The sequence below is a fragment of the Rhodothermales bacterium genome (genome assembly GCA_040221055.1).
GTDB lineage: Bacteria > Bacteroidota > Rhodothermia > Rhodothermales > UBA10348 > 1-14-0-65-60-17.
The window spans coordinates 95,225-121,268 of the sequence record JAVJVN010000012.1 but is presented as its reverse complement, the minus strand read 5'-3'; the positions used below and the strand labels follow the sequence as shown (position 1 = coordinate 121,268).

The window sequence follows — 26,044 nt, the reverse complement described above, 5'->3', positions numbered from 1 at the left end:
GAACCCCGCATGGCTCCGGCGTTTCAGAGGCCTGCCGCTTTTTGGAACAGCACTGTACGACCATGCCCACCTATGTTTATCGTCGCCAGGACGGCACGACGTTCGAAATTGAACAACGGATGTCCGAACCGCGCCTCACGGAATGCCCTACGACGGGCCAGCCCGTGGAGCGGCTCATAAGTGGTGGAACCGGCCTGGTTTTCAAGGGATCGGGGTTTTACCTCACGGACTATGCCCGCAAGAGCGGATCGCCCGCTGCACCCTCATCGGATTCCACAAAGGAATCCACGAAGGAGTCCACTCCCGCACCCAAGACCGCCGACACTACGAAGTCGGATTGACGGACCGTACATTCGCGAGTCCGCCGTCCACGGGTATGACCGCACCGGTCACCCAGTCGGCATGGCCGACCGCCAGCCACTCGATGGCAGCAGCCACATCCGACGGCTGTCCGATCCGGCCCAGGGGATGCAGTGCCTCGGAAACGGCCCGGCTTTGCGCGTTGGACAGGATGGATTCGGAGAGCGGTGTCTCCACCATGCCTGGCGCCACGGCATTCACGCATATCCCCCGCGCCGCATAACTCGCGGCAGCCGATCGGACCAGTCCCTCCACCCCGGCCTTCGCCGCGGCAATGGCCCCATGGTTCTTCATGCCGGTCGTCGCGGCCGCCGTACTGACCAGCACAATGCGTCCCCCATCCTTGTACATGATCTTCGTGGCCGCTCGAACCACGGAAAATGCACTCTTCAGATTCTGCGAAATCACCTCGTCGAAGTCGTTCTCGGATGTCAGGTGTTCGGGACGAAGAAGAATGGACCCGGGAAGGTGGACCACGGCATGAAGACCCTCCGCAGAGGCCTTCCGGGCAGCCTCCACGGTCGCGTCGAAATCCGTGGCGTCGAACGGAACGGCGGTCGCCTGGAATTCGGCAGCCAATTCCAGGAGCGCGGCCTCCGACCGGGCGGACAGGACCAGACGATGACCGCCTGAAGCGAGTCTACGGGTCAACTCACGGCCAATGCCACCCGTGGCTCCCACAATCCAGATGATTTTTTCTTGGTGCATGCTTCGTTGAATGCGGTTTCCCTGCCTTCGGTCCAACGGAAAAAGGGCTATTGACCGGTTCTGGATGAACCTTTCGCCGAAATGATGGCTCTTTTCAGCCAGGGTGCGTCAGGACCTGTTCAGCCCAGGGCGTGTTGACCCTATTGACAGCGCACGGCGGCCTGGACCAGGGCAACAAACGATTCGGCGACCAGACTGGCCCCACCTATGAGCCCCCCGTTCACATCCGGTTGCGACAGCAGTTCGTCGGCGTTGTCCGGTTTCATGCTGCCGCCGTACAGGATGTCGATAGCAGCGGCCGTGTCAGCCCCGAACAGGTTGGTCAGTTCCTTCCGAATGAAGGCATGCATGGTTTGAGCCTGCTCGGGACTTGCCGTACGGCCGGTTCCAATGGCCCATACGGGTTCATAGGCAATGACGATATCAGACGGCACCGTAAGACGCACGTCCGTCAAGGCGCCGCGAAGTTGGTCCGCCACCACCGCCTCTTCCCGACCGGCATCCCGGTCCTCGAGTTGTTCCCCTACGCAGACAATGGGAACGAGACGGTGTGCCAGGGCCTGTGCCACTTTTGCCTTCACATCGGCGTCCGTTTCACCGAAGATCGTCCGCCGTTCCGAGTGCCCCAGGATGACATATCGGCAGCCGACGGATCGGAGCATGCCGGCAGAGACTTCTCCCGTAAACGCTCCCGAATCGGCCGCATGCATGTTCTGGGCGCCGAGTTGGATGGCCGATCCGTGTAGGATTCCGTACGCGGCATCGAGCGCCACGAAGGGTGGACAAATCGCCACCTGTACGCCTTCCGACGCTTCCACACTGTTTCTCAACGCACCGGCCAATTGGCGGGCCGCAATGAGATCCATGTTCATTTTCCAGTTTCCAGCGATCAACATGGCAAACGACGATTTATCTGTGCGGTGAGTGTATGACGCGGTGGGGGTTCGACGAAAGCGGCAGCGCCTATTGCCCCTGATTCCGGCGGGCCAGTTCGTTGAGCCCGTTGATGACCGAGACCAGATCCTGTTCCAATCCAGACAAGGCTGCTCCGACATATTTGGCCATGATGTTTCCGTCCGGATCAATCAGGAACCGCGTCGGCACGACATTCACGTTATAGGCCACCGCAACGTCGGAGGCCAGGCCTTCGGGAGCGTAGATGAAGACGCCCGGATGATCGCCTTCATCGAACATGCCGTCATTCAGTACCGAATCCGGCTCAACAGAGACCGATACCTTCGAGAACAGCTCATCCGGAAGGGCATCGAACAGCGCATTGCGTGCGGCGAGGTTGCGACGGAAGCCGTCGTCCATCGGATCGTAGAATTCGAGGATGACAAACGTGCCGACGAGGTCATCCAGCCGAACGGGTTCCGATGTCCGGGACACCAGATTGAATGCCGGCGCCGGCATGCCCGGCTGCAGATTTTCCAGATCGTAGGATGCGCGGCTGGCCCATTCCGCCCACTGGGAATCCGGATGCAACCGCCGCAACTCGGCTGCCTCCTGCACGGCGAGGTCCGTCTGGCCGCTGTCAGCGAGCGCAATCACCAACTCGGAGCGCAGCGCGGCCTGACGCTCCCCGTCGTCCATCCTGGCCACATAGGAACGGATGACCGCAACAGCGGAATCCTGCCCCGCAACCCGGGCAACCGAACGACGCGCGGCTCGGACCATGTCCACCAGGATGGGTGCGTCCAGCGGCACGTCCGTGTACCGGGCCACAACCAGCGAATCGTTCCATCCCTCGAGCATGATCACGCTTTCGGCGCGGGCTGTCTTGGCGCCCATGGTTCCCGGATAGGTGTCCGCGACACTCCACAGGATGGTCGATGACTGTTCCATGAGCTGGCGAAGCTGGTTGGCCGTATAGGCCCCCCCTTGCACCAGGGCATTCATTTGTTGGTTGTGCTGACCGCGCGTATTGCGATAGGCTGCCCACGCCGCGTTCTCGGGTGAACGGATGATGAGCCTCCGGTTGCCGAGCGGAAACGTGCCGCTTATGCTCACGGAATCCCCTTCCACGACCACCAATTCCTCCAGGGCGAGCTGCTGTCCGGCCCGTTCCACAATGAGGGGATAGATGCCGGCCTCGGGAGCACGCACGGTCATGGAGAACGCACCCAGGCTGTCGGTTATGGCCGTAGCCAGCGTGTCCACATCCCCGTCCCGCTGGTTGACCACCGTGAGGATGAAATCCCGATAGTCACCGGTCGTCTCCACGTCTCCGCGGACCCGGAGGGTGCCTTCCACGTGACTGGTCACACCAGGCGGTGTCCCACCGCCGCATCCGACCAGGATCGAGAGGGCGAAAGCGAATGTAATCAAAGCCTTCTTCATCAATTATGTTGGTTTTCGGGGTGAACCGTTCAGTAGGCCAGCAGGTCCCGCATGGCGGCAGGAAGACGGGACTTTCCGGAATAGATGGTTTCTTCGAGCGATTTCGAGAACGGAATGGGCATATCCTCGCCGCCAATCCGCACCGGTGGAGCATCCAGGTGCTCGAACGTGGCTTCCATCATTTCCGCGACGACCTCTCCACCGAATCCACCGGTCCGGGGAGCCTCATGGACGACCAGCAGCCTGTGCGTCTTCCGGACCGACGCCACGACGGCGTCACGATCCCATGGAATGAGGGTCCGGAGATCCAGGATCTCCACATCCAGATCATGGGCTTCGGCGAGTTGCACCGCCCAATGGACGGACGCTCCCCACGTCACCACCGTGGCGCGTGTCCCTTCCCGGACACAGCGTGCTTTTCCGATGGGCGTCCGGTAGGCATGCTCCGGGACCTCACCTTTGAGCGAGCGATACAACGCCTTGTGCTCCAGGAACAGGACCGGGTTGGGGTCATCAATCGCAGAAAGCAACAGACCCTTGGCATCGGCCGGATCGGACGGGAAAACGACCTTCAGCCCGGGCGTATGACAGAACCAGGCCTCCATGGACTGGCTGTGGAAAGGACCGGCACCGATTCCCCCACCGATGGGAGCGCGGAGCGTCACGTTGACCGGAGCCCCCCATCGATAATGCGTCGTCGCCAGGTTGTTCACGATCTGGTTGAATCCGCAGGAAATGAAATCGAAGTACTGGATTTCCAGGATGGACTTCCACCCCGCCAACGCCAGGCCCATCGCGGCCCCGACCGCGCCGTTCTCGATGATCGGGGTATTCCGGATGCGATCCGGTCCGAACTCCTCCAGGAAACCCGCAGACACTTTGAATACGCCGCCGTATTCGGCTATGTCCTGACCCATGAGCACGGTTCGGACATCCTCCCTGAGCGCCGTCCTGAGCCCGTCCGACACGGCATCGATGAACCGCATTTCCCGGGATACAGCGGCCCCGTCGCCTCCCGACGCACCCGATCCGGCACGCGTTCCGGACGTCCGCTCGTCGGGCCTGGCGGGTGCGTATACGTCCCCGCGCTCCGCGGCGGCCGTGCTGGTCACTTCGGGCTGCTCCAGCGCCCATTCCGCGATGGCGTCGATTTCCGCCGTCAGTTCCTTCCGTACGCGGGCACGCTCGGAGTCCGGCAGGGTCCGGGCCATGGCGCGTTCAAGGCGCTGCACCGGGTCCTTCGTGGCCCACTCATCCATGAGTGCCTGGGGTACGTATTTCGTACCCGATGCCTCCTCATGTCCCCGCATCCGGAACGTCACCAGGTTGAGCAGCGTGGGACCTTCCCCGTTTACGGCACGTCTCCGCGCAGCACGGACGGCACGGATGACGGCGAACACGTCGTTTCCGTCATGGGTTTCGGCAACCATTCCGTACCCGGCCCCGACTTTGGACAAGTCCGATTCCGGCAGGGCCTGGGACGTGGGCGTGCTCAGGCCGTATCCATTGTTCTCCACGATGAATATGGCGGGCAACTTCCAGACCGACGCCAGGCTCAATGCCTCGTGGAAATCCCCTTCCCGCGTCGCGCCTTCGCCCGTGAAAGCGACCGCAACCCGATCCGCGCCATCCAGTTTGGCGCCCAGCGCCAAACCGTCGGCTACCGGCAGCATGGCCGCAAGGTGGGAAATCATGCCTACAATGCCGTATTCGGGTATCCCGAAGTGGAATGTCCGGTCACGCCCTTTGGTGAAGCCCCCCTCCTTGCCCATGAGCTGACAGAACAACGGTCGGAGGGGTACGCCACGCGTGGTCCAGACACCCAGGTTCCGGTGCATGGGCAGAATGGTGTCCTCCGGGGCCAGGGCAAACGCCGTTCCGACGGCGATGGCCTCCTGACCATATCCGCTGAACCACTTTGACAGACGGCCCTGACGGATGAGTCGGAGCATCTTTTCCTCGATCAGGCGGGGCGTCATCATGGCCCGGTACAACGCCGGCAGATCCAGATCCAGATCAGGGGCAATGTCGCCCGCCGTGGACTTGGCCGAAGACGAAGCAGTGCCGGCTGAAGCGGCAGAGGCAGAGGCAGCGTCGGAGGAAGCGGAAGAGGCCGTGGGTTTTCTGGCGGGCATCGACTTATTGACCCGCGCCCCGGAGCGCGGTATGGATGGTGCGGAACAGGATCTGCAGGTCACGACGCAGACTCATGTTCTCGATGTAAAACAAATCGTATTTGACCTTCTGGCGTACGTCGTCCAGGTTGGAATCATATTTCCACTTGACCTGTGCCCAGCCGGTAATGCCCGGCTTCACACGATGACGTCGATTGTACAGGGGAATTTCCTTCGCCAGCTTCTCCACAAAATACGGACGCTCCGGACGTGGTCCTACCAGGGACATCTCACCCTTGAGCACATTCCAGAACTGGGGTATCTCGTCCAGGCGGGTCTTCCGCAGCCACCGCCCGATGGGGGTGTACCGGGGGTCCGATTCCGTGGCCCAGACCGGTCCGGTGGACGCCTCGGCATTCTCCATCATGGTCCGGAACTTGAACATCGTGAATGTCCTCCCGTGTCGTCCAATCCGGGTCTGGCGATAGATGGCCGGCCCCGGACTGGTCAACCGGATGGCCAGGCCCGTCAACAACCACAAGGGCAGACCGGCCACGAGCACCAAGAACGCCACCGTGAAGTCAATCAGCCGTTTGAGTGCATATTCCCACACCTGCATGGGTTCTGGTTGCACTTCAATGAGCGGCAGGCCGTACATGTGCTCGGTCTTGGCCATGCCCCCGATGATGCTGTAGAAATCCGGCACAAGCTTGAGCGATACGCTCTTACCGTCGCAAAGCGTAAGGACCCGCATGAGGGATTCGGCGTCGCTCGATCCCAGCGCGATCAAGACATCCTGGATGCCGAGTTCGTCAATCAGGCGTGGAAGATCCTCGATTTCATGCGTGGGCACGGCACCCGTCGATGCATCGTGGGCTACATCCCCGTCACCCCGGGTCAGCCGGACGGCCCCGACGATGTCCAGACCCGCCTCCGGATATCGGGCCACCTCGGCGTGCAGCTGCTCCAACAAGTCACTCCACCCCACGATGAGCGCTCTGTGCAGGCCTTTCCCACGCAGGATGAGTTGCTTCTGGACGGATCGCACGGCAATCCGCCCGCCTGACACGAAGAGCACGATGGCCATCCAATACGCAGCCAGGTTGGTCCGCGCACTCATGGCGTCGAGTTGACCAATGAAAAGCACGAAGAACAACACCAGTATTCCCATGGTGACCGTCTTCAGGATGAGCACGAGCTCATCGAACCGGGACGACGCATACCGCTCCCGGTACAGGCCAAGGAACAGGAAGAACACGAGCCAGAAAGCCGTCAGGAGCACGACGATCACCGTCAATGCCTCGGTCGCGGGCTGGAACACCGGTGCCGGCAACCAGCCCCACTCGAACCGCGCGAGATACCAGATGAGATTGGCCAGCGCCACGGCCAGGGCGTCGACCAGAACGAGCACAATCAGTTCTATACGTCGGCTCACCGCGTGGGTACCATGGGGATGTCGTCAGACAGGAACAGGTGGGCGAAACTTAGGGCGCGGTGCCACGCCCTGCAAGGTGTTGATCTTTCGATCCAAGAATGCGTACGCTCCCGTTTGTATCCCGTTCGTATTCCGCTTCTTCCCTGACTCTGCCATGATTCGCTCGCTTTTCGTGATGGTAGTGGTGTTGGTCCCGCTTGCAGGCCGGGTGGCACCGGTCGCCGGCCAGGTCCTGCCTGCGGACGACCCGATCCTCGACATGGCGTGGCCATTGCTCGTACGGGGCGTTGCAATGGAAGCCGACTGGACGGTCGGACCGCAGGAAGAGGCGGCACTGAATGAGCTCCTTTCAGCCTCTCCCGGCGTCTGGGCCCGACGTCTGGAGTCGTTCCGGGCACTCCCAGCCCCGTCCGGTTCACGAGCCTGGGGCATACGTCTGCGCGCCCAGGCCCTGGCCACGCCGCATGCCCGCCAGGATCCCCTGCGTCCGGATGCCCCGTCCGATGCGGCTGTCTACCAGACGGTCCTGTACAGCTCCTTTCTCCGTCTGGACCAATGGACGGCGGGATTCGGCTGGCGACACGACGGGTGGTACGATCGCGATCCGGATGGTCTGGATGCCGCGCTCCGGTGGGCTATCCGCCCGGAGCATACCTATGTCCGGTACTCGAGTCGGTACCTGGATGCCATGCTGGGGCGCGTGGTACAACACTGGGGTGCCCCTTCACGACCGGGTTTGCTGTTGTCGGACAACCCCAGACCCATGGATGCCATGTCCATGCGGTTCGGCACGCGGACGCTGTCCGTCCGCACCAGCATCAATGAATTGGACAGCGCAACGTCCGACGGGCGTTTCACCGGCGTGGCGGGAGACGACTCCGTGGCCGTTGGAAGCGATCGGCGCTGGCTCGCCGCCCACCGGGTCGACATCCGGCTGAATGCGGCATGGTCCGTGGCCCTCATGCACGCCACGCTGTACTCCGGACCCGGGTCAGGATTGTCGCTGAAATACATCAATCCGTTCAATATCGCCCTGTTCTCCGTGGACAACCGGCCCAAGAACGACGAGAACAACGGCTTCCTGGGTGCCGAAGTGCGGCATACCGGTCCAAATGGTCTGTTTACCATGCAGGTCATGCTGGACGATGTTGATATCCTGAACGGTCAGGAACCCCCGTCCTTGGCTGTCACGACCGTGGCCGAGCGAGCATGGTCGGATGTCTGGACCTCCGGAATGGAAGGGACCGTCGTGACGGCCCGGACCTACAACGCACTGCAGTCGGAGGGCAAATATCTGTATCTGATGCGGGGGCTGGGAACCCAGTATGCCGATTTTGTCCACGGACGTGTTCATGTGGAGCGTCTGCTCATGCCCTCCAACTGGTTGGTACGCACTCAGGCTGCGCTTGACGTGCTGTGGCAGGGAGAGGGCGACTTCCGTCAACCATTCCCGTCGTCGGGCACGTCCGGATTGCTTGCGGGGACGGTCCGGTCCGTGGTCCGCCCGTCCGTTCGGGTGTCGGCCATGCATGCGCGCGGCCTGTACGCCCGGCTGGATGCCGGTATCGCCCACGGCTCCCTGGTTGATGCTTCGGGTACGACCGGGACACGGTTCACGGGCACGGTACTGCTCGGGTGGCTGATGAACCGGGGCGGCTCCCTCTCACCGTGAAGTTGCTTCTCCGCTGTACTGCGGCCCTGCTGGCAATGGGGCTCATCGGACTGCATCCAGCCATGGCCCAGTCCGGTTTCGATCGACTGGACCTGCATGTGGCCGGGTCCCTTCCGCTGTCGCTTGCCGGTACGGAGGATTGGCGACAGGATTGGGCCGGCCAAGTGACGGCTCGGACTCCGTTTTACGAAGGATTCCTCGAAACCGGTCTGCATGGCCAAGGATGGTCACCGAACCAGGGAGCCACGGGACTGAACGGTCAGCCCCTTCCCTGGTGGGTTTCGGTCTATGCGTTCGTGGGCGCCCACGTTGAAGGCCGCATGGGGCCGAGAACCGACCTCGCCGGCGGCGTGCGGATGGGCAACTATTTCATGGTATTCGATACGGATGCGGTTGCAGGCCAACGGCGGGAGAGTGAGTTCGCCGTGGCGCCGGTGGTCCGGCTCCAGGTCCGGCTGTGGCAGGATTGGCGCGTCGTCGCCGAAGCCATGTGGATCCGGACCTTCACCATGAACCGGATGGATGCCGTGCAGGCCAGTGTCGGGTTGTCCCTCCCCGTTGACATGCCGACCTGGCTTGGGAGGGTCCTCGAATGATCAGGTTCAGGACGCTCAGGTCCGTCTTCTTGCTGCTGACGGGATTGGGCCTGGTCACGCCGTCCGCGGCGCAACACGCGTCCACACGACTGTCCGACGAACTGCGTAATCTGCCCGGCATGCATTCCACGACGCTGGACCGGTTCCATACCCATCTGGCCGGACAAGGACTGGGCGGTGCGTTGGGTTTGTCCGGGGCCATGAGCGGCCCCACGGTAGTGATGCTCGACGGCATGCCCATCGGCGAGTCGTTCCTGGGTGCCGTGCAGTGGAACGCCCTGCCCGTGGCCACAGTGGCCCTGGATACCCTGTACGCGCGTTCGGGATGGGTCTTTTTCGGCGACCGCATGCCGTCGGACGGTGCGATCGTGGTGCGCACGCGACACGCTGAAGGATGGAGTGCAAGGACTTCCGTCATGCCGGTGAATGAAACAGGCGATCCGGGTCCGGATCTGTTCAGGAGTGCCGATGCCCGGAACGTGGACCGCTCGGGACCGGCTGTGGAGTCCGTGGTGGCCTATCGGAAATCGGATACGTTCATGGAGGCCGGATACCGGTTTGACGAGCATCATATGACCGACCCGGCCTATGCCGATCGCGTCTGGAACTCCTATGCGGAGCAGGATCGACCTCGCGTACGCATCCATGCCCCCTGGATACGGGCGCACGTGGACCGGTCCAACCTCCGCATCCAGTCACTGGCCACATTGACGCGCATCCGGGACTTCCGGTACGTGGCGGCTTTGGGGCGCGAGTGGCCGACCCGGGAGGAGGAGCAATCGCTGACCATCCAGGTGGAACGCGCCGCCCATGGGCCGTGGCAGTCCGGCATGCGGATTTCCGCTCACGACCGGACCGTCGGCTCGCGCTCCCTCCGGATTGCGCCTCCAGAGCCGATTTCGGTCCGGACGGGCCGGTTCGCGGCCTGGCTGTCACGCGAGTGGCCGGGGTGGTCGGCCCGCCTCGACGCCGGAGCCTTCGCGCAGGATATCCGTCAGGCGGCGCTGTCCGTACCAAGGACGCTGACGGCGTCGACCGGCCTGGGTATTGAATCGCCCGACGGGGGCATATCCGTCAGGTTCTGGACGGAAGCCGTGGAACGCCGGTCGTCCCCGGCCCCGTCATCGCCCCATTCGGGCGCCGCGACGGCCTTCGTACGACCCGTCCGGACCACGCGTCACACTTTGGAACTTCGTATCGGAATGCAGTCGCGGCGCCCGTCCGTCGGTACGACCTTCCTGGAAATGCACCGCGCCGGTGTATCCTTTGCCGACTTCATACCGGTGGCCGACGATACCGGAATCCTGTCCGATCCGGGATATTCCACGCGTGAACGGATTGTGGACGCATCCGTTGAATGGACCTGGTTGGCCCCGGACTGGCGCATCCGGACGACCGCTTCGGTACGCGAATCCGCCGGGCTGACCGTGCCCGCGCTGGCCCGGACCCATGTGGAGCGGCCCTCTCCGGTGTTCAGGGAAACCCATATCCGGACGGGTATTGATGGCCGGATGGCCACGGCAGCCGTCCAGGTGGACCATCGACCCGCCAAGGACATCTGGACAACCCTGTCCTACCGGTATACGCGGCGCATTGCTGACGGCAGTCTGCCGTTCTGGCTGGCCATGGAAGGGTTGCCCATGCACATCGTGGACCTGCATCTGAACCGTCGCATCCGTCCCCGTGTCGCATTCCGGTTGTTTGCCTCATTGCGTGCCCCGCATGCCTGGTACCAGCACAGAACGTTCCAGTCGGGGGACCAGTGGCAGCGTCCCTGGACCCTGCGTACCGAAGCGACGGTCACGAAACAGGTCGTCGGTGACCATGGGTCGGTGTCCTTCGGCATCCTGAACCTGCCCGATGTGGATCTGCGCATGCACCCCGAGGGAGCCAATGAACAACTCGCTGTGCGACTTCGTCTTGACATACGCCTGTGAACTCAATACTTGAACGATACACGGGCCTGGTGGATGACCATTCGGCCTTCACGGATGCCTGCTCACAGCCCCTTCCCGAGACCGTCTGGATGCATCCCTTGCGGGAGGCTGCCGCTGCATTGAGCCATCTGGACCGCGATGCCGTTTCCTGGAGACAGCATGCCTGGCGACTCCGGGCCGAGCGGGATGAGGAATTCACCCGCTCCTGGTTGTTGGGCGGTTGGCATTTCCAGGAAGAGAGCGCGTTGCTGGCCGCGCGTCTGCTGGATGCCGCACCGGGAGAGTACATTCTGGATCTGTGTGCGGCTCCGGGAAACAAGACGGCCGAATTGGCGCTATCGGTCGGCCTGACCGGCACGGTCGTGGCGAACGACATTTCACGGGCCCGCGCCGGCATCATCCAGACCACCGTCAATCGCCTGGGCCTGGTGAATGTCGTCATGACCATCCAGGACGGGACTCGTTGGCCAGGGCCCTCGAACGCGTTCGACGCCGTCATGGTGGATGCACCGTGCTCCTGTGAAGGTACCTGCAGGAAGAACCCGGATGTCCTTGTCGCCCAACAGAATCGTGAGGCCCATCAGGCCCTTCAGGTCCGCCTGTTGTCCGAAGCGGTCCGCTTGGTCCGTCCCGGCGGCCGCATCTGTTATGCCACCTGCACGTTTGCTCCCGAGGAAAACGAGGCCGTCCTGGACCGCGTACTCCGCCGTCATCCGGGCGTGACCGTGGAGCCCGCATCGATTTCCGGCCTCCGGACGGACCCCGGCATCACCCAATGGAAAGGCGCAACCTACCACCCTGACGTCCGCAATGCCCTGCGGCTGTGGCCCCACAGGAACGACACGGGCGGATTCTTTGCCGCCCTCCTTCGCAAACCAGATGCCCCCTCCCGTCCGCACGCGGACCGGACCGCTCCCTCCGGACCGGGTCCCGCCCATCCGCGCATACATGGCCTGCCATCCGGGGAAAGCCCGTGGGTCCACCTCGGTCTTCCTGCGTCGGTGTCGGAAAGCCTTGGATGCCTGGCCGGCTCCAAGTACGATCGGCTGGTGAATGCGGCAATCCGCCTTCCGGTCGGTATTGAACCCTCGGCCGTCGGCCTCCCGGGACGGAACCTGAAGTACGGGGACCGCCGGCTGTCCACGGCAGCGGTCCAATTCCTGGCTCCCCATGTGACCGATGGATGGGTGGACATACCGGAATCGGCCATCCAGTGGTTCCTGGACCGGAAGGACGTACCCGTCACACGTGCTTCGGCATCGGCCGATCAGCTGGCCGTACTCGTGGCCCGTTCGGGCCCGATCGGACTGGGTCTGGCGGAGCCATTCAGGAATGAGGAGCAAACCGATCGGGTGCGCAGCCGCTTCCCGAAAATCTGGGGTGGCCGCTGAACGCCTACTGCAGCCGGAACCGGAAGGAAATCACACCGGTCTGGTTCTCTTGGGGCGCGTTCGGGGGCAGTGGGTTGAATTGCCAGCGGAGGAGCGCATCCATCACGGACTGTTCCAGCGTCGGATTACCCTTGATGAGCGGGATCCGTTCAATGATCCGTCCCTGTGGATTCACCGTTATCCGCACCCGGATGAGCGCGTTGACCTGTTCGGCATACGCCGGAAGTGGCGTGGCGACCGGCGACCGGTTCAAGCCTTCGATCTGGAACGGAGCGGACACCCGCTCGTCACTGCCGGTGCCCGCATCACCGGATGCATCGGCGGATTCATCGGTAAGGGCACCGCTGCCCAGCGGCCGCACGATCTCCCGTTCAGGCTGAGGCTCCTCGTCCACCACTTCCTCCTGTGTCGTCGCCTGTTCGGGAGCAATCACGTCCGTTTCGACATTCTCAACCACATCCTCCGATGCGATATCGTCGGTTTGTTCGGGCAAATCCACAGGTTTGGCTTCCTCCGGCGGAGCGGCCGGTGGCGTCTCTTCCAATTCCTCAGGCTCCGGTTCATCTGCTTCCTGCGGTACGGGCCGCTCGGGCGCCTGCTGCACGGGTCGGCCTTCGGAAATCGGGCCGAACTCGACCTCCAGGAATCCGATAGGCTGTTTCTCGATCGGTGTCGGCGTCATGAACCAGAGCAACAGCAGAACGGCGGCGTGAACCAGCAGGCTCACCACCAATCCTGTTCTGTCTGCTTCCGTAAACCGCTTCATATCACGTCAAACCACGGACATCCGCTTTTGCTCCTGAACCATGTTGAACCGTGTCACCGGACATCCAGGAGTCCTGGACCACGTACCGGGGACGACCCTTCACCTCTTCGTAGACCCGGGCAAGGTACGATCCGACGATACCCAGGAAGAACAACTGGAGACCTCCGAAGAAGAACGCCGCAAAAATCAACGATGCCCACCCGGTGATGGCCGTACCGAACACATATTTGGTCAGCAGGACCCAGATGAGCCCGGCCACCGATCCAAGCGCGATCAGGAGTCCCAACCGGACGGCATACTTGAGTGGTTGGGTGGAAAACGATGCCACACCGTCCATGGCCAACTGGAGTCGTTTCCGCATGGGATACTTGGACGTTCCGGCTGCCCTCCCCGGCCGGTCATATTCAATGCCTGTCTGATTGAAGCCCAACCACGCAATGAGCCCTCTCACATAGGGCTGCTGCTCCCCGAGGCGCGCGTAGGCGTCCATCACGCGGCGGGACACCAGGCGGAAGTCCCCCGCGTCGACCGGGGCATCGACCGCCGTGAAGGACCGGAAAAACCGGTAGAACCACCGCGCCGTCCACCGTTCCATGAACGTCATGCCCACACGCGCCCGGCGGATGCCATAGACAACATCGTATCCTTCCTTCCAGCGGTCAATCATGGCACCCGCCACGTCCAACGGATCCTGCAGATCCGCGTCCAGGATGATGGCCGCGTCAGCCCGGCACAGTTCCAGTCCTGCCGTGACGGCCAATTGGTGCCCGAAATTCCGCGAAAACCGGATGACCGTGTAGCCTTCCAGGGCCGCGACGCGCTCCTGGACACGAGCAAAAGTCCCGTCCCGGCTGCCGTCATCCACCAACAGGACATCAACGGCATCCCCCAATGCAGCCCTAGCTGCCCGGAAAGCTTCAATCTCCCGGATGAGCACGGGTATCATGTCCTCCTCGTTGAAGAGGGGAATGATCAATGAGATCGTACCGTTGTCGCCCGATTCCATGTCGTGGCCTTACTCGGTGGCGCGGATGAGGAAACTGACGGAAATACGATGCGAACACCCCAGATCCGCCACCAGACCGGCGAAATCTCCGAATCCGTAATCGATACGGATGCGGCGGACGTGCAATCCGGCTCCGATGGTCGGTACAATATCGAGCCCATCTCCCTCAATATGCTGGATGCGACTCAACCCGGCCCGCACGGCGACGGCGTCACGATAGGCATACTCGGCCCCGACCCGGGGATGAAACGATACGTCGCCCGCGTTCCAGGCGTTGGCCTGCTGCCCGTCGAACGCCACATCGACATCTGCGGACACCGTGGCCACTCCCGATCCGGTGGCAAACAACCGGGCCGCACCCATTCGAACCACAGGCAGTACCAGTTCGGTACCCCCTTCCGGCATGTCGTCCCCGAATACTTCCACCAGATTGGTCAGCGCCCCTTCATTCACGGTCCAGCTCTGTAGCATGGACGAAATATCCTGGACATTCACACCCAAGCGCCATGATCCCGAGCGGTACTGGGCACCGGCATCGAAACTGTAGCCCCAGGCCTCCGCGAAGTCGCCGATCGAGCGGCGGATGACTTTCGCCGTCGCACCCACACGCAGGCGTTCGCCGACATCCCGGCCATACCCGAAAAACACCGCCCAATCGACGGCCGAAAAGGTCGTGATGTTTTCCGGGACCGGCACGTCACGCACGGAATCCCAGGCATCGAGCGTGTTCTTGATGTCATTGACACCGCTCCGGAACATCGAAACCGACACGGTGGACTGATCCGAAAGCGGCCATGCATAGGCCGCATGATCAAAGCTCACGACTCCGGCAAACCGCTCGGCGTGCATATAGGCGATTTCCGGCCCCGCAACCCCCCGCAGCCCGGCAGGATTCCAGTACCCGGCATATACGTCGTCGGCCAATGCCGTGAAGGCACTTCCCATGCCGAGCGCCCGGGCACCGACGCCACCCGCAAGGAAATCCGCCCCGTACTTGGCCACACGCTGGGCGTGCGCCTCCGGGGACAGAACGGCCAGGATGATGACCAGAATAACGACGTTCAGGCGCATGGAATCCGCGAATGATGAGGATGACGTATGCCAGCCGGTTCCACAAGGTTTCAATTTCCCGTCACAGCCGACGCAACCGGGCGGCATAGGCTCCATCGTGTCCGGTCCGCTGCGGCAACGCCAGGTAGTCGCCGGACGGCGTCAGCGGCACATTCGCTTCAATGGGATCCCGTACGAAACCAGGGTGCGCGGCCAGGAAGTCCTCCACCTGGCGTTCGTTCTCCTCCGGCTCCGTGGTGCAGGTGCTGTATACAAGGATCCCTCCCGGTCGGACACACCGCGCCGTGGCGCCCAGTATTTCCCGTTGCAGCGCAATCAGTTCCTCCAGGTCTCCTTCCGTTCTTTGCCAACGCATGTCGGCTCGCTTGGAGAGCACGCCCAGACCGGAGCACGGCGCATCTATGAGCACCGCATCGCACGCATCGACCAGGTCATTGTCCGGGTGGCGTGCATCCATGACCCGCGTCTCCACTACATCCAGTCCGGCTTTCGCGGCCCCGTCGCGGACCAACCCCAGACGGTCGGCATGGATGTCCGCGGCGATCATCCGACCCGAACCACCCAGACGGAGGGCCGAAGCAATGGCCTTCCCACCCGGCGCGGCACACACATCCAGTATGGTCATTCCGGGCTCGGGTGCCAGGATATCCACCACCTGTGCCGCACCCACATCCTGGATGCGGACATCTCCCCGGGCCAGCGCCCCGCTGCGGATGAGTCCCTGCACCGATGTCACGGATTCCACCGCACCGGTGGACATGTCGAGCACGCCAAACGTCGGAGGCGCATTGTTGTGCTGCAGGAGGGCGATCACCTCTTCCTCCGGCCAGCGCGCGAGCCATCGGCGGACCATCCAGTCCGGATGGGAATACCGGATGGCCAGGTCCGCGGCCCGGTCCCCTGTCCGGGGTTCAGGCAACCCGGGTCCACCATCGGCCAAGCCCGACGTGGTCGATTCGACAGCCCTTTGGGCAGCCCTGAGGATGCCGTTCACCAGCCCGGAGACGCGCCGGTGGGCGTGCTTCTTGGCCAGTTCCACGCTCTCGTTGATGGCCGCATGGGACGCGGTCCCGGAGACGACGAGTTCGTAGAGCCCCATGCGCAGCACCGTACGCACCTTCCGGTCCAGATTGGACGGATCGCCGCTGTAGAAATGATCCACGAGGAAGTCCAGGTAGCGGCGCCAGCGCGTTACGCCCGATACCAGGTCCGTGATCTGGCGCTCGTCGCCCGCATCGCCCCCTCCGCCGCGTCGGGCATGACCGGTGTAGGACCGACGGTCCTCATCCTGCTCCAGTTGCCTGGCCGCTTCAATGCGTGCACGTAGTCCCATCCGTCTATCGTTCCTCTCTTGATTTTTGCGCCAGGCGAGCCGCCACCTTGAGCGGATCGTGCATGGGAGCTACATGGGGGTGATATACCGTATCGGCCGCTTCCAGGTCGTCCACCGTTCCGCGAAGGCGGATGAGGGCGGCGACCGTATTCATTCGCAGGGCGGAGCCCGGTGGCCCTACGGTCGCCGCCCCCAGTACGCGCCCCGAGGGTTCATCGTATACGAGTCGCAGGAGGACATCCTGTCCCCCCAACAACCGGGCATGCGAGGCGCCCGTCATGTCCACGGCCTTCGCCCGGTACCCGGCGGCCCGCGCCTCGTCCAAGCGGAGACCCGCGTAGGCCGCATCCAATCCGAATGCCCGTACCGCGAAGGCCGGCACGACTGGCATCATCCGCTCGGGGCGCGTCCCCGGTCTGCGTGCGGCATTGGCCCCGGCAACGCGCCCCGAGCGGAACGCGTTCATGGCCAACGGGACCCAGATGGATCCCCCGCTGATGGCGTCCGGCAGTTCCACGACGTCCCCACATGCCCAGACGTCCGACCTGGACGTCCGCATCTGTTCATTCACCTGGACCGCCCCTCCCGGGGTCAAGGCGAGGCCCATGCCGTCGGCCAGTTCCGAGGTCGGCACAATGCCGGTGGCCACGAGCACGAACTGACAGCCGATTTGCTCCCCGTCGTCCGTGCGCAAGGCCAGGATGCGTCCGTCGGGACCCCTGTCCATGCCGACAGCACGCGTCGGTCGGACCGCCACATCGGCGTGTTGCATGGCGACAACCATCCGGTCGGCCTGCTCCTTCGGCAGGCCCGCTGAAAGCACGTGGCCCTCCGGCTGGACCACCGTCACCCGGACGTCATGCGAACGCAACGCATGGGCCACTTCCAGGCCCACGAACCCGCCCCCCACGATGACGGCATGATGAACACCCCCGTCGGACTGTCCGGCTCGCTCGTCGAACAACCCCCGGATGGCCCGTGCGTCATCCAGGTTCCGGAGAACATGTACATCCGGAGCACGCCTGTCCGAACCGGTCCATGTGCCCGGATCTTCCGCAAGGGCCGCCGGCACGGTCGCCCGCGCTCCCGTGGCCAGGATCAACCGGTCAAAACGGAGGTCGCCATCCGATGTCCGTGCCACGCGCGATTTCAGGTCCACCGACAGGACCCGCACGCCGGAACGCACATCGATGGCGTATTCCTGCGCGAACGAAGCCGGCGAAAACCGCGTCAGGTCCGCCGCGGACGCCACGTCCCCGCCCACATACATGGGCATTTCGCAGGTGCTGTAGGCTACGTCCGTATTGCTGTCCACCAGAACGATCCGGACATCCGGGTTGCGCCTTCGCGCTTCGGCGGCTGCCGCCGTCCCCGCGGCCGTTCCTCCCACAATCAGGATATCGGCTTTCATGACGCCCCCCCTCCCAGCACGTCCAACGGCTCGGGTTGCCGGTCCGAATGGGCTTCATCGTGCAGTTCGGGCTCCAGATGCGCCGTCACGACCACGACATCACCCGGAAACAACCGATGTACGGCGTCCTCCACGCGATGACTCCGATCATGCGCGAGGGCCACGGACAGGTCTTCCGGAAACAACAGGTGGTACTCGATCCAGACTTCGTTGTTGATGCGCCGGTGCCGCAGTTGATGGAATCCGCTCACGACCTCCTTGTCTGCGGCTTCCTGGAGCAGCGCACGGATGCGCTCCGTTTCGGTCGCATCGACCGTCTCGAGCAGCCCGCGAACGGAGTTCCGCATCAACCGGAAGGCCGTCCAGAGGATATTCAGGGCCACGATGATGGCCAGCACCGGGTCGAACCAGAGGATGCCCGTCCAATACACCAGCATGAGGCCGGCGATTACACCGATACTTGTCCACATGTCCGTAAGTACATGGTGGCCATTGGCTTGAAGGATAATGCTCCGATGCTTCTTACCGGTGTGGACAAGGGCGAATCCCAGCAGGCCATTCACGGCCGCCAGCCCGCCCGTAATCCAGAGACCGGTGCCCAGATGCTGGATTTGGGGGCCCCGGATGAGATCCAGGATGGCCGTATGCAGAATGGCCACCGCCGCGATCATGATGAGTGCGCCCTCGAAACCGGACGAGAAGTAGGTGATCTTCCCGTGTCCGTACGGATGCGACGCATCGGCGGGACGCGATGCATACCACATGCTGTAGGCCGCAAACCCCGTGGCGAACAGATGGATGACCGACTCAAGCGCATCGGAAAGGATGGCCGCCGAGCCCGTAATCACGAACGCGGTCGTCTTGCCTCCCAGCATGAGGACCGCGATCACCAGGCTCGCGATCATGACCGGTCGCTGGTAATCGGAGTCCGTAAGCGGCGTATGTTCCTGGGAGTGGTCTATTTTCATGGCTGCCTTCAATCTACCGAAAAAACCCATGCAACTCGAACATATCGGCATTGCCGTCGATGATATTGACGCCGCACTGGACCGTTTCCGTCGCCTGTTCGGTGCCGAGCCCTACAAGACCGAGGAAGTGGTCTCGGAAGGCGTCCGTACCCATTTCCTGGACGCCGGGGGCACGAAGATTGAATTGCTGGAAGCCACCTCGCCGGATTCCCCCATCGCGCGGTTCATTGCGCGCCAGGGTCCCGGGATGCATCACCTGGCGTTTGCCGTGGAAGATGCGTCCGCCATGCACGCCCACGCCGCTGCGCTGGGCCTGCGTCTGCTGAACGATGCGCCGAAACCGGGCGCCGACGGCAAACAGATCTTTTTCGTCCACCCGAAGGATACAGGGGGCGTCCTCATGGAGTTTTGTTCGGACCACGATCCCCAGGCTGGCTCCTGAATGCTCTGATCGCGGGATTGAACAGGCCCCGGTCGTATCCCATCAGGAACACGGCCGCTCCACCCAAGCTTTCGCGTCGGATGAAGTCCAGCTTCGTTCCAATGCTCTCCTCATCTTCGAACCAGCCCTGGTACAGTCCGGTCGAATCCATCCAGGTATAGAACGGGCTGCCTGAAATGTCGTCGCGCAGCAGCCCCAGGATCTCCAGGCGGCCTTCCACGGACCGCTGGATATCCGGCAGCCGGGTACTGTCCACGCGGGCATAGGTCAGGATATGCCCCTTGCCCGTGGTTGCGGCACCGAACGCCGTCGACGCCACCGGCCACTCATAGCCGTAGTAGGGCAGCGTCATGACAATCCGCTCGTCCGGGATGCCGGCCTCCCGGTACCGCGCCAGGATGGTCTGCCAGTTGGCCCCACCCCACCCGTCCATCGGGGCCACCGGTCCGGCCGACGGCCCGTCAAGCCAATGCAGATCGTATCCCTGGACGTAAAAATCGTCCACGAGCGGTTCCAGGCTCGGGAGATCGAACATGCGGCTGACATCGAAGGCCGGCGCGAATACCGAAATATCCACCGAGTCGGGCAGGACGCCGTTCAACAATCGAAGGAACGACGCGAAGCCTGCGACGACACTGTCGGGAGCAGGCTCGAAGAGTTCGATGTCCAGATGGACACCCGGACTTGCGGACTCGGCTACCAACCGTTCGATTTCACCCACCAGACGCGTCCACCGGACGGAGTCCGCGAAGACCGGCAAAATGGTTTCCCGCTCCATCATGGCGACGGTCGGAATGAGATCGGCTCCGGCAGCCGTGGCGGCGCTGTCCAGCCCGGTCCACGCTTCGGGCCAGCCATTCCGGGTCAGAATGAGTCCGAGTGAATCCACCCGTGTGGTGAAGAACAGGACGCGGTCGTACAGAGTGAGGTCCATGTCCTTCCAGGCATCCCCCATCCAGTGCGCATAGTACCCGGCCACATAGGGACGCCACGCGGAGGAGTCAGCCTGAATTTTGTCAGCCTGGGTCGTGTCGGCTCGGGTTGAGTCTGTTTGTGCGCGGGCGACCCCAACGGAAAACAGCGCCCAGACCACCAACACGGCCAGGGATCGCACGAGGGTGCCCGGACCGGCACGCAGGAATCCAGATGGAGATGTCGACATCATGGCAATGGGGTCATCCGGGCGTCCCGAAGCGCCGATTCGAGGGTGGCATCGCCATACGCGTACGGAAAAATGGCCACACCCCGCAGCGCTTCCTGTTGGACGAAGTCGTATTTCAGGGCCAGTGACGTGGCATCCTCATACCAACCCTGCGTCCATCCCGTCGAATCCTGGATTGCGTACCACGGCGAGCCCGATACGGGATCCCGTTGCATGCCGTTCAGGATTGCGCGGTCCCGGGCGGCCGGCACGCCGACGAGCGCAGGCGCATAGGTCGTCAGCCGCCCGGGACCGCGCGTCGCAGCACCCGAGAGACTGTCCACGGTGGGCCATTCATAGCCATAGTAGGGTACGGAAAACAACATTTTTTCCCTCTGGATCCCGTTCTGCTCGGCGCGGGCCAGGATGGCCCCCCAGTTGCGATCACCCCAGCCATGGAGCGGTGAAACCGGCCCGGCCGTCGGACTCGTCAACCAATGCAGATCATACGCCTGGATGACCACGAAGTCCACGGCTGCAGCGAGAGCCTGGTCGTCATAGGCTTCGGCCGGGTCCGTGGCGGTCAGGAAGATGCTGAGCTGGAAATCCGGGCGGCCCTGCTTCAGGCGAACCGACAACCGGCGTACCAGGTCCGTGAATGCATTCCGTTCCTGATCGGATACCGGCTCGAACAGTTCAACATCCAGGTGCAGGCCCGAAACCGATCCGGAAGCGGACAGGTCGACCAACGTCTCTTCGAGCGTCTGTACGTACGTCGGCGTCGAGAATACACTCCGGAATACATGTGCCTCAAGGATGCTGACCGTGACATGGATGGGGGTGTCCGCGGATTCAGCGGCGGCAATGAGATCGAACCAGGCGTGGGGCCAGCCCCGCCGGTCCTCGATCGTGCCTGTCGGCGAGATGGGAAGATCGAAGAAAAACAGGACATCCAACAGATCCATGTCGTACTGCGACCATGCGGACGTGGCCCAGTATGGATGATAGGCAGCTACTTCCATCCGGACCGACGGCACATCCGGAAGCCCGGGATCATCCGGCCCCGGATCCACATCCACGGCCGTGGAGCACGCCGAAACGTACACCACGGCAGTAAGGGCGACCATACGCAGGATGCCGCGAATCATGGGCGTCACTCGGACACGGTTGGTTCTGAACAATGGAAAAGGATGCCAGGACTCCACGGGAAGTGTCGTCCGCACCGGTTGATTCTTAATACGGCCCGCCCCGTGCTTCACGCATCCTTCACGTGACGACCTTAAATCGGACTTCGGCCAGCCGATACACTCACCGTACCTTCTGGTCTGATGTAAAGACGGTCGGGGTGGCTCGTATCCGCCCCGACCGTTTTTTCGTATCATCTGCATCACAATCCGGGAATGGAGACCGGAGATTCAGGACCCAGCGGACACAGGAGGTGCCATGCTGAATTACATCTGGGGCGGACTGATCATCATCAGTCTCGTCTTCGCCCTTGTCTACGATACCCGTGACCTGGCCCGGGACACGTATCGCAATAATGCGGAAGTCGCATTGGATATCGGAATGGACAGCCAATCCGACCTGCGACGGCAGCCGGTCACGGTGACTATTCCGGACGATCGTTTCCGGCAACTGTATGGTGTGGAGCACGGCTCTGGCGGTCCCTGGAGCGGTACGTTGGTCCGGACAGCCGACGGCATGCAACTCCGGTTCGCCGCCGACGCCTCGGTCCCCGAGCCGCTCGCAACCATCCGGGACATGACCTCGCCGCGGGACAACGACCTTCGGGGCCCGGTGCTGTCCCTCACGCCGACCTCGGACTCGACCGCGACGGCCATCATCCGGTTCGAGAAGGTCCGTTTCGTGAAGATGCAGGCCATTGCGTCGGCGGCCTTCTCCATGGCGGAAACCGCGGTCACGCTGGCCCTGGGACTCATCGGCGTGATAGCGCTCTGGATGGGCTTGTTGAAGATTGCCGAGGCATCCGGCATGATCCACGCCGTGGTGCGGTTCACCCAGCCCATTTTCGGTCCGTTGTTTCCGGAAATTCCCAAGGGCCATCCCGCTCTGGGCATGATCGTGCTCAACCTGACGGCGAACATGCTGGGCCTGGGCAATGCCGCAACGCCGCTCGGCATCAAGGCCATGGAAGAGCTGCAGACCCTGAATCCGGATCCGGATACCGCCACGAACTCCATGGTCATGCTCCTGGCCATGAATACGGCCAGCGTGCAGTTGGTGCCACCCGTCATCCTGGTGGCGCTCATGGGACTCCAGATCAATGAATTGATCTTTGCCATCATCATCGTAACGACCATCTCACTGGCGGTCGCCATCTTTTCGGCCCGGTTCCTGTCCGGTCTGAAGCGCTACCGCATACCCGCAAAGGAGGAGGCCTGACATGGATACCGTTCGATCGATCATAGAAATCGTCTCCGTCTTTGTCCTTCCGCTGCTCATCGTCGGCTTTCCCTTGTATGGACTCATCAAGAGGGTCCCGGTCTATGAGGAGTTCGTGGAAGGAGCCAAGGACGGCTTCAAGGTGGCGGTCACCATCATCCCCTACCTCGTGGCCATCCTGTTTGCCATCGGCATGTTCCGTGCTTCGGGCGCCATGGAGTTCATGGTGGAAGGCCTCCGACCCGTCCTGGGTTGGATAGGCGTACCTCCCGAGGTCCTGCCCATGATGATCATCCGGCCGCTGACCGGTTCAGGATCGGCTGCCATCGTGTTGGACATGATCCAGCAGTTCGGAGAGGACTCCATCCTGGTCAAGATGGTCGCCACGATGTTCGGATCCACGGAGACAACGTTTTACGTGATTGCCGTCTATTTCGGGGCGGTCAATGTGAAGAAAACCCGCCATGCGGTGCCCGCCGGACTGGCCGCCGACATCGTAGCCATGTTCCTGGGCGTTTACGTGGTCATGTGGCTGTTTGGATGAGTGCGGCAAGCGTCTGCAGATGGATATCCACCGCCGAGGTCACCGGCACGGGGGGCAGCCCGAATGGCGTCCATTCCGATCGCACGGACCGGCCGTTTGCCAGTCCCGAGCGAATGGCCGGCAGCCGTTCGCGGAACGCCAGATACGCCTCCGGTCGCTCAGGCTGCCCCGCCGACCCGTCCACCAGGAAAAGCGGGAGCTCCGTCACGGCACAGAGCGGGTCCCCTCCGAGTGAACGGACGTATTCCATGGAGCTCATCCGGAACAGGGCAGCCGTCTCGGGCTCGTCGTGGGACAGGAAATACCGGCGCATGGCCTCCCCCTCCGGGGTCGTCGTGAATCCGGCGGCAATCCTGAAGAACCCCTTCTCTCCCTTCCGGTTGTGGTCGTGCAGCCCGAGTCCATGGGTGTTCGCCGCCCGGATAAAGGCGCGTTGCAGGGCTTCGGTCCGGTACGCCCAGTTTTTCTCTATCAACAGCAGTGCGCCCTCAGAGAACCCCATGCCATGGAGGCTGGCGTGGACACGGAACGGGGCGTATTTCCGCATGAACGCTGCGACCACCTCGTTTTCGGGACGCATGTCAGGAAACCCGAACTCGAGGTCCCTGCCCGGAGGCTCACGTCGCACACCGGCCATGTACGCTTCCGGATCCGGCCAAGCATCTCGCCACCCGGCATTGCGCGCCTCGCCGTCGGGGTTCACATGCGGCACCACGCACAGCGTCCATTCCGAGAAAAGGGACTGGAAGAAGGGCGTGGAGTGGTCGGCCCGGACCAGTGCCCGAAGCGTCGTGGGGCCGACCGGCTCGTCGGCGTGTGCCCCGCCCATCAGGAAGATCCGGCGCGGACCACTACCCAGTACGCGAGCGCGGATGGGCCGCTGCTCTTCCGAAAATCCGATCACCTCACCGTCCGCTTCCGATGCTTCCAGAAAGCCCGCGGGAATGTGGATGCCGTCCCAAGTCATGTTATGTCCATGAATGTCTGTTTCGTCACCAGCGAGTGCGTGCCATACGTGAAAACCGGCGGTCTGGCCGATGTCTCGGGCGCGCTTCCCGTGGCCCTTTCCCGGCTGGGTGTACACGTCAAGCTCATCCTCCCATTATACGATTCCATCCGGGTCTTCGATCACGGCTTCATCCATGCCACGGAGTTCCACGGTCAATCCGTCAGTGTGGCCGACGAGGTCATCCCCTTCAATGTGTGGTACGGGCACCTTCCTGACTCGGAGGTGGAAGTGTACCTGGTGGACTGTCCACGATTCTTCCATGGAGGGCGCATCTATACGAACCGCCCGGATGAAGTGCTCCGTTTCGTCTTCCTGCAGCACGCGGCCATCCGCATCCTCCAGCAATACGCATGGTCCCCGGACATCATCCATGCAAACGACTGGCAGACCGCCCTCCTTCCGCGGCTCATCCGGACGGAATACGCATGGGACCATCTGTTCGGACGGACCCGATCGATACTGACCATCCACAATCTGGCCTACCAGGGTCACGTCCCGGAGTGGCTCTCCCTCCGGCTGGACGGGGTCGGGAATTGCCTGGAGGACGGCATCCGCCATGCCGACCGGATTGTCACGGTGTCTCCGACCTATGCCCGCGAAATCCAGACGTATGAATTCGGGGAAGGCCTCGACGGCTGGCTCCGATCCCGGGGTTGGGATCTCGACGGAATCCTGAACGGAATGGACACCGAGGTGTGGAATCCGGCCAGCGACCCGCACATCACCACCCCTTATTCAGCCGAAGCGCCCGGGGGAAAGCAGCAGAACCGGAGTGCCCTGCTCAAGGAATTCGGCCTGCCGGCCGGGGACGACTCGCTGGTGGTGGGCGTGATTTCCCGGTTCGCCACACAGAAAGGACTGGATTTGTTGCTTGCCGTATTGGACGATGTCCTGGCTCGGTCCCCGGTGACCTTCGTGGTTCTGGGCAGCGGGGACGCCGTGCTGGAGGACGGATTCCGGTACGCCCGGCAGCGCCACCCGGAACGACTGGGATTACGGATTGGATACGACGAGGCCCTGGCCCACCGGATTGAGGCCGGCGCTGACGCCTTCCTCATGCCGTCCCGGTACGAACCCTGCGGACTCAATCAGATGTACAGCATGCGCTATGGCACGCTGCCCATCGTACACGCCACGGGTGGATTGGCCGATACGGTCATCGATCTTGACGAGCACCCCGAAAACGGCACCGGATTCATATTCAGGCAACCCGAACCGCAAGCCATGGCCCATGCACTCACGCGAGCAGTCCAGGCATTCCGCGACGGGAACCGATGGGCCGCTGCCATGCGGAGGGGCATGCAGAAGGATTTCTCCTGGGACCACGCGTCACAGGCCTGGCTGGACGTGTACCGTCGGGCCCTCGCCCAATCGCGCCCGTAAGGCGCCAGGACAAT

At 62.9% G+C, this 26,044-nt stretch carries 23 protein-coding genes; 9 read left to right on the top strand and 14 right to left on the bottom strand.

The genetic code is table 11. The features are described 5' to 3' along the window. Positions 1-62 precede the first annotated feature (62 nt). The gene (locus tag RIE53_06285) at positions 63-341 is read left to right on the top strand and encodes a zinc ribbon domain-containing protein (GenBank protein ID MEQ9104289.1); all 279 of its coding nucleotides are present in this window, start codon (positions 63-65) and stop codon (positions 339-341) included. On the opposite strand, the gene RIE53_06280 is transcribed toward RIE53_06285, so the two are convergent. The 5 genes from RIE53_06280 to RIE53_06260 all read right to left on the bottom strand — a co-directional run bounded on the left by RIE53_06280 (position 325) and on the right by RIE53_06260 (position 6,957). After that, positions 325-1,068, bottom strand: a complete 744-nt coding sequence (locus RIE53_06280) for an SDR family oxidoreductase (protein ID MEQ9104288.1) — start codon at positions 1,066-1,068, stop codon at positions 325-327. The genes RIE53_06285 and RIE53_06280 overlap by 17 nt on opposite strands. A gap of 140 nt (positions 1,069-1,208) precedes the next feature. Continuing rightward, the gene (gene tpiA, locus RIE53_06275; GenBank protein MEQ9104287.1) at positions 1,209-1,964 is read right to left on the bottom strand and encodes a triose-phosphate isomerase; all 756 of its coding nucleotides are present in this window, start codon (positions 1,962-1,964) and stop codon (positions 1,209-1,211) included. Between the two features lie 67 nt (positions 1,965-2,031). Further along, positions 2,032-3,408, bottom strand: a complete 1,377-nt coding sequence (locus tag RIE53_06270; GenBank protein MEQ9104286.1) for an alkyl hydroperoxide reductase — start codon at positions 3,406-3,408, stop codon at positions 2,032-2,034. Between the two features lie 29 nt (positions 3,409-3,437). Beyond that, a complete protein-coding gene (locus tag RIE53_06265) occupies positions 3,438-5,543 on the bottom strand; it encodes a dehydrogenase E1 component subunit alpha/beta (protein MEQ9104285.1) in 2,106 nt (701 codons plus the stop codon). A gap of 4 nt (positions 5,544-5,547) precedes the next feature. Next, complete coding sequence (locus RIE53_06260; protein MEQ9104284.1) at positions 5,548-6,957, bottom strand: sugar transferase; 1,410 nt, start codon at positions 6,955-6,957, stop codon at positions 5,548-5,550. Positions 6,958-7,111: 154 nt separating this feature from the next. Here RIE53_06260 and RIE53_06255 point away from each other — a divergent pair, with 154 nt between their 5' ends. Genes RIE53_06255 through RIE53_06240 form a run of 4 tightly spaced genes read left to right on the top strand, consistent with a single transcriptional unit; the run spans position 7,112 to position 12,553 of the window. Then, complete coding sequence (locus RIE53_06255) at positions 7,112-8,629, top strand: hypothetical protein (GenBank protein ID MEQ9104283.1); 1,518 nt, start codon at positions 7,112-7,114, stop codon at positions 8,627-8,629. Continuing rightward, entirely contained in the window at positions 8,626-9,225 is a 600-nt protein-coding gene (locus RIE53_06250) for a hypothetical protein (protein ID MEQ9104282.1), read from the top strand. Before RIE53_06255 ends, RIE53_06250 begins: the two co-directional genes overlap by 4 nt. Before the next feature lie 29 nt (positions 9,226-9,254). Continuing rightward, entirely contained in the window at positions 9,255-11,162 is a 1,908-nt protein-coding gene (locus RIE53_06245) for a hypothetical protein (GenBank protein MEQ9104281.1), read from the top strand. Continuing rightward, the gene (locus RIE53_06240) at positions 11,159-12,553 is read left to right on the top strand and encodes an RsmB/NOP family class I SAM-dependent RNA methyltransferase (GenBank protein MEQ9104280.1); all 1,395 of its coding nucleotides are present in this window, start codon (positions 11,159-11,161) and stop codon (positions 12,551-12,553) included. The genes RIE53_06245 and RIE53_06240 overlap by 4 nt, the downstream gene beginning before the upstream one ends. A gap of 4 nt (positions 12,554-12,557) precedes the next feature. Here RIE53_06240 and RIE53_06235 read toward each other — a convergent pair whose 3' ends face one another. From RIE53_06235 to RIE53_06210, 6 genes are all read right to left on the bottom strand, one after another. Further along, entirely contained in the window at positions 12,558-13,319 is a 762-nt protein-coding gene (locus RIE53_06235; GenBank protein MEQ9104279.1) for a TonB family protein, read from the bottom strand. 1 nt (position 13,320) lies between these two features. Next, positions 13,321-14,325 (bottom strand): glycosyltransferase family 2 protein, encoded by a 1,005-nt coding sequence (locus RIE53_06230; GenBank protein ID MEQ9104278.1) that lies wholly within the window; start codon positions 14,323-14,325, stop codon positions 13,321-13,323. Positions 14,326-14,334: 9 nt separating this feature from the next. After that, a complete protein-coding gene (locus RIE53_06225; protein ID MEQ9104277.1) occupies positions 14,335-15,396 on the bottom strand; it encodes a PorV/PorQ family protein in 1,062 nt (353 codons plus the stop codon). 61 nt (positions 15,397-15,457) lie between these two features. Continuing rightward, on the bottom strand, positions 15,458-16,729 hold the full coding sequence (locus RIE53_06220; GenBank protein MEQ9104276.1) for a transcription antitermination factor NusB: 1,272 nt from the start codon (positions 16,727-16,729) through the stop codon (positions 15,458-15,460). 4 nt (positions 16,730-16,733) lie between these two features. Beyond that, positions 16,734-18,140, bottom strand: coding sequence for an FAD-dependent oxidoreductase (locus tag RIE53_06215; GenBank protein MEQ9104275.1), 1,407 nt, complete (start codon positions 18,138-18,140; stop codon positions 16,734-16,736). Next, on the bottom strand, positions 18,137-19,108 hold the full coding sequence (locus RIE53_06210; GenBank protein ID MEQ9104274.1) for a cation diffusion facilitator family transporter: 972 nt from the start codon (positions 19,106-19,108) through the stop codon (positions 18,137-18,139). The genes RIE53_06215 and RIE53_06210 overlap by 4 nt, the downstream gene beginning before the upstream one ends. A gap of 28 nt (positions 19,109-19,136) precedes the next feature. On the opposite strand from RIE53_06210, the gene mce reads away from it, so the two are divergent. After that, positions 19,137-19,550, top strand: coding sequence for a methylmalonyl-CoA epimerase (mce, locus tag RIE53_06205; protein MEQ9104273.1), 414 nt, complete (start codon positions 19,137-19,139; stop codon positions 19,548-19,550). Here the strand turns inward: mce and RIE53_06200 are convergent. Further along, positions 19,507-20,715, bottom strand: coding sequence for a glycosyl hydrolase family 18 protein (locus tag RIE53_06200; protein ID MEQ9104272.1), 1,209 nt, complete (start codon positions 20,713-20,715; stop codon positions 19,507-19,509). The genes mce and RIE53_06200 overlap by 44 nt on opposite strands. Continuing rightward, a complete protein-coding gene (locus tag RIE53_06195) occupies positions 20,712-21,839 on the bottom strand; it encodes a glycosyl hydrolase family 18 protein (GenBank protein ID MEQ9104271.1) in 1,128 nt (375 codons plus the stop codon). The genes RIE53_06200 and RIE53_06195 overlap by 4 nt, the downstream gene beginning before the upstream one ends. 295 nt (positions 21,840-22,134) lie before the next feature. On the opposite strand from RIE53_06195, the gene RIE53_06190 reads away from it, so the two are divergent. Further along, complete coding sequence (locus RIE53_06190) at positions 22,135-23,094, top strand: nucleoside recognition domain-containing protein (protein ID MEQ9104270.1); 960 nt, start codon at positions 22,135-22,137, stop codon at positions 23,092-23,094. Position 23,095: 1 nt separating this feature from the next. Then, entirely contained in the window at positions 23,096-23,638 is a 543-nt protein-coding gene (locus tag RIE53_06185) for a nucleoside recognition domain-containing protein (GenBank protein MEQ9104269.1), read from the top strand. On the opposite strand, the gene RIE53_06180 is transcribed toward RIE53_06185, so the two are convergent. Continuing rightward, complete coding sequence (locus RIE53_06180; protein ID MEQ9104268.1) at positions 23,619-24,605, bottom strand: M14 family zinc carboxypeptidase; 987 nt, start codon at positions 24,603-24,605, stop codon at positions 23,619-23,621. The two genes, RIE53_06185 and RIE53_06180, sit on opposite strands and share 20 nt — an antisense overlap. Before the next feature lie 9 nt (positions 24,606-24,614). On the opposite strand from RIE53_06180, the gene glgA reads away from it, so the two are divergent. Further along, a complete protein-coding gene (gene glgA, locus RIE53_06175) occupies positions 24,615-26,030 on the top strand; it encodes a glycogen synthase GlgA (protein ID MEQ9104267.1) in 1,416 nt (471 codons plus the stop codon). The last annotated feature ends 14 nt before the right edge of the window (positions 26,031-26,044 follow it).

Bases quoted from the DNA above. Each gene is read 5' to 3' on its own strand.
- RIE53_06235 (MEQ9104279.1), bottom strand. From the start codon at position 13,319: ATGAAGCGGTTTACGGAAGCAGACAGAACAGGATTGGTGGTGAGCCTG.
- RIE53_06225 (MEQ9104277.1), bottom strand. From the start codon at position 15,396: ATGCGCCTGAACGTCGTTATTCTGGTCATCATCCTGGCCGTTCTGTCC.
- glgA (MEQ9104267.1), top strand. From the start codon at position 24,615: ATGAATGTCTGTTTCGTCACCAGCGAGTGCGTGCCATACGTGAAAACC.
- RIE53_06215 (MEQ9104275.1), bottom strand. From the start codon at position 18,140: ATGAAAGCCGATATCCTGATTGTGGGAGGAACGGCCGCGGGGACGGCG.
- RIE53_06255 (MEQ9104283.1), top strand. From the start codon at position 7,112: ATGATTCGCTCGCTTTTCGTGATGGTAGTGGTGTTGGTCCCGCTTGCA.
- RIE53_06180 (MEQ9104268.1), bottom strand. From the start codon at position 24,605: ATGACTTGGGACGGCATCCACATTCCCGCGGGCTTTCTGGAAGCATCG.
- RIE53_06285 (MEQ9104289.1), top strand. From the start codon at position 63: ATGCCCACCTATGTTTATCGTCGCCAGGACGGCACGACGTTCGAAATT.
- RIE53_06220 (MEQ9104276.1), bottom strand. From the start codon at position 16,729: ATGGGACTACGTGCACGCATTGAAGCGGCCAGGCAACTGGAGCAGGAT.
- RIE53_06270 (MEQ9104286.1), bottom strand. From the start codon at position 3,408: ATGAAGAAGGCTTTGATTACATTCGCTTTCGCCCTCTCGATCCTGGTC.
- RIE53_06280 (MEQ9104288.1), bottom strand. From the start codon at position 1,068: ATGCACCAAGAAAAAATCATCTGGATTGTGGGAGCCACGGGTGGCATT.
- mce (MEQ9104273.1), top strand. From the start codon at position 19,137: ATGCAACTCGAACATATCGGCATTGCCGTCGATGATATTGACGCCGCA.
- tpiA (MEQ9104287.1), bottom strand. From the start codon at position 1,964: ATGTTGATCGCTGGAAACTGGAAAATGAACATGGATCTCATTGCGGCC.
- RIE53_06195 (MEQ9104271.1), bottom strand. From the start codon at position 21,839: ATGATTCGCGGCATCCTGCGTATGGTCGCCCTTACTGCCGTGGTGTAC.
- RIE53_06230 (MEQ9104278.1), bottom strand. From the start codon at position 14,325: ATGGAATCGGGCGACAACGGTACGATCTCATTGATCATTCCCCTCTTC.
- RIE53_06185 (MEQ9104269.1), top strand. From the start codon at position 23,096: ATGGATACCGTTCGATCGATCATAGAAATCGTCTCCGTCTTTGTCCTT.
- RIE53_06190 (MEQ9104270.1), top strand. From the start codon at position 22,135: ATGCTGAATTACATCTGGGGCGGACTGATCATCATCAGTCTCGTCTTC.
- RIE53_06265 (MEQ9104285.1), bottom strand. From the start codon at position 5,543: ATGCCCGCCAGAAAACCCACGGCCTCTTCCGCTTCCTCCGACGCTGCC.
- RIE53_06210 (MEQ9104274.1), bottom strand. From the start codon at position 19,108: ATGAAAATAGACCACTCCCAGGAACATACGCCGCTTACGGACTCCGAT.
- RIE53_06200 (MEQ9104272.1), bottom strand. From the start codon at position 20,715: ATGATGTCGACATCTCCATCTGGATTCCTGCGTGCCGGTCCGGGCACC.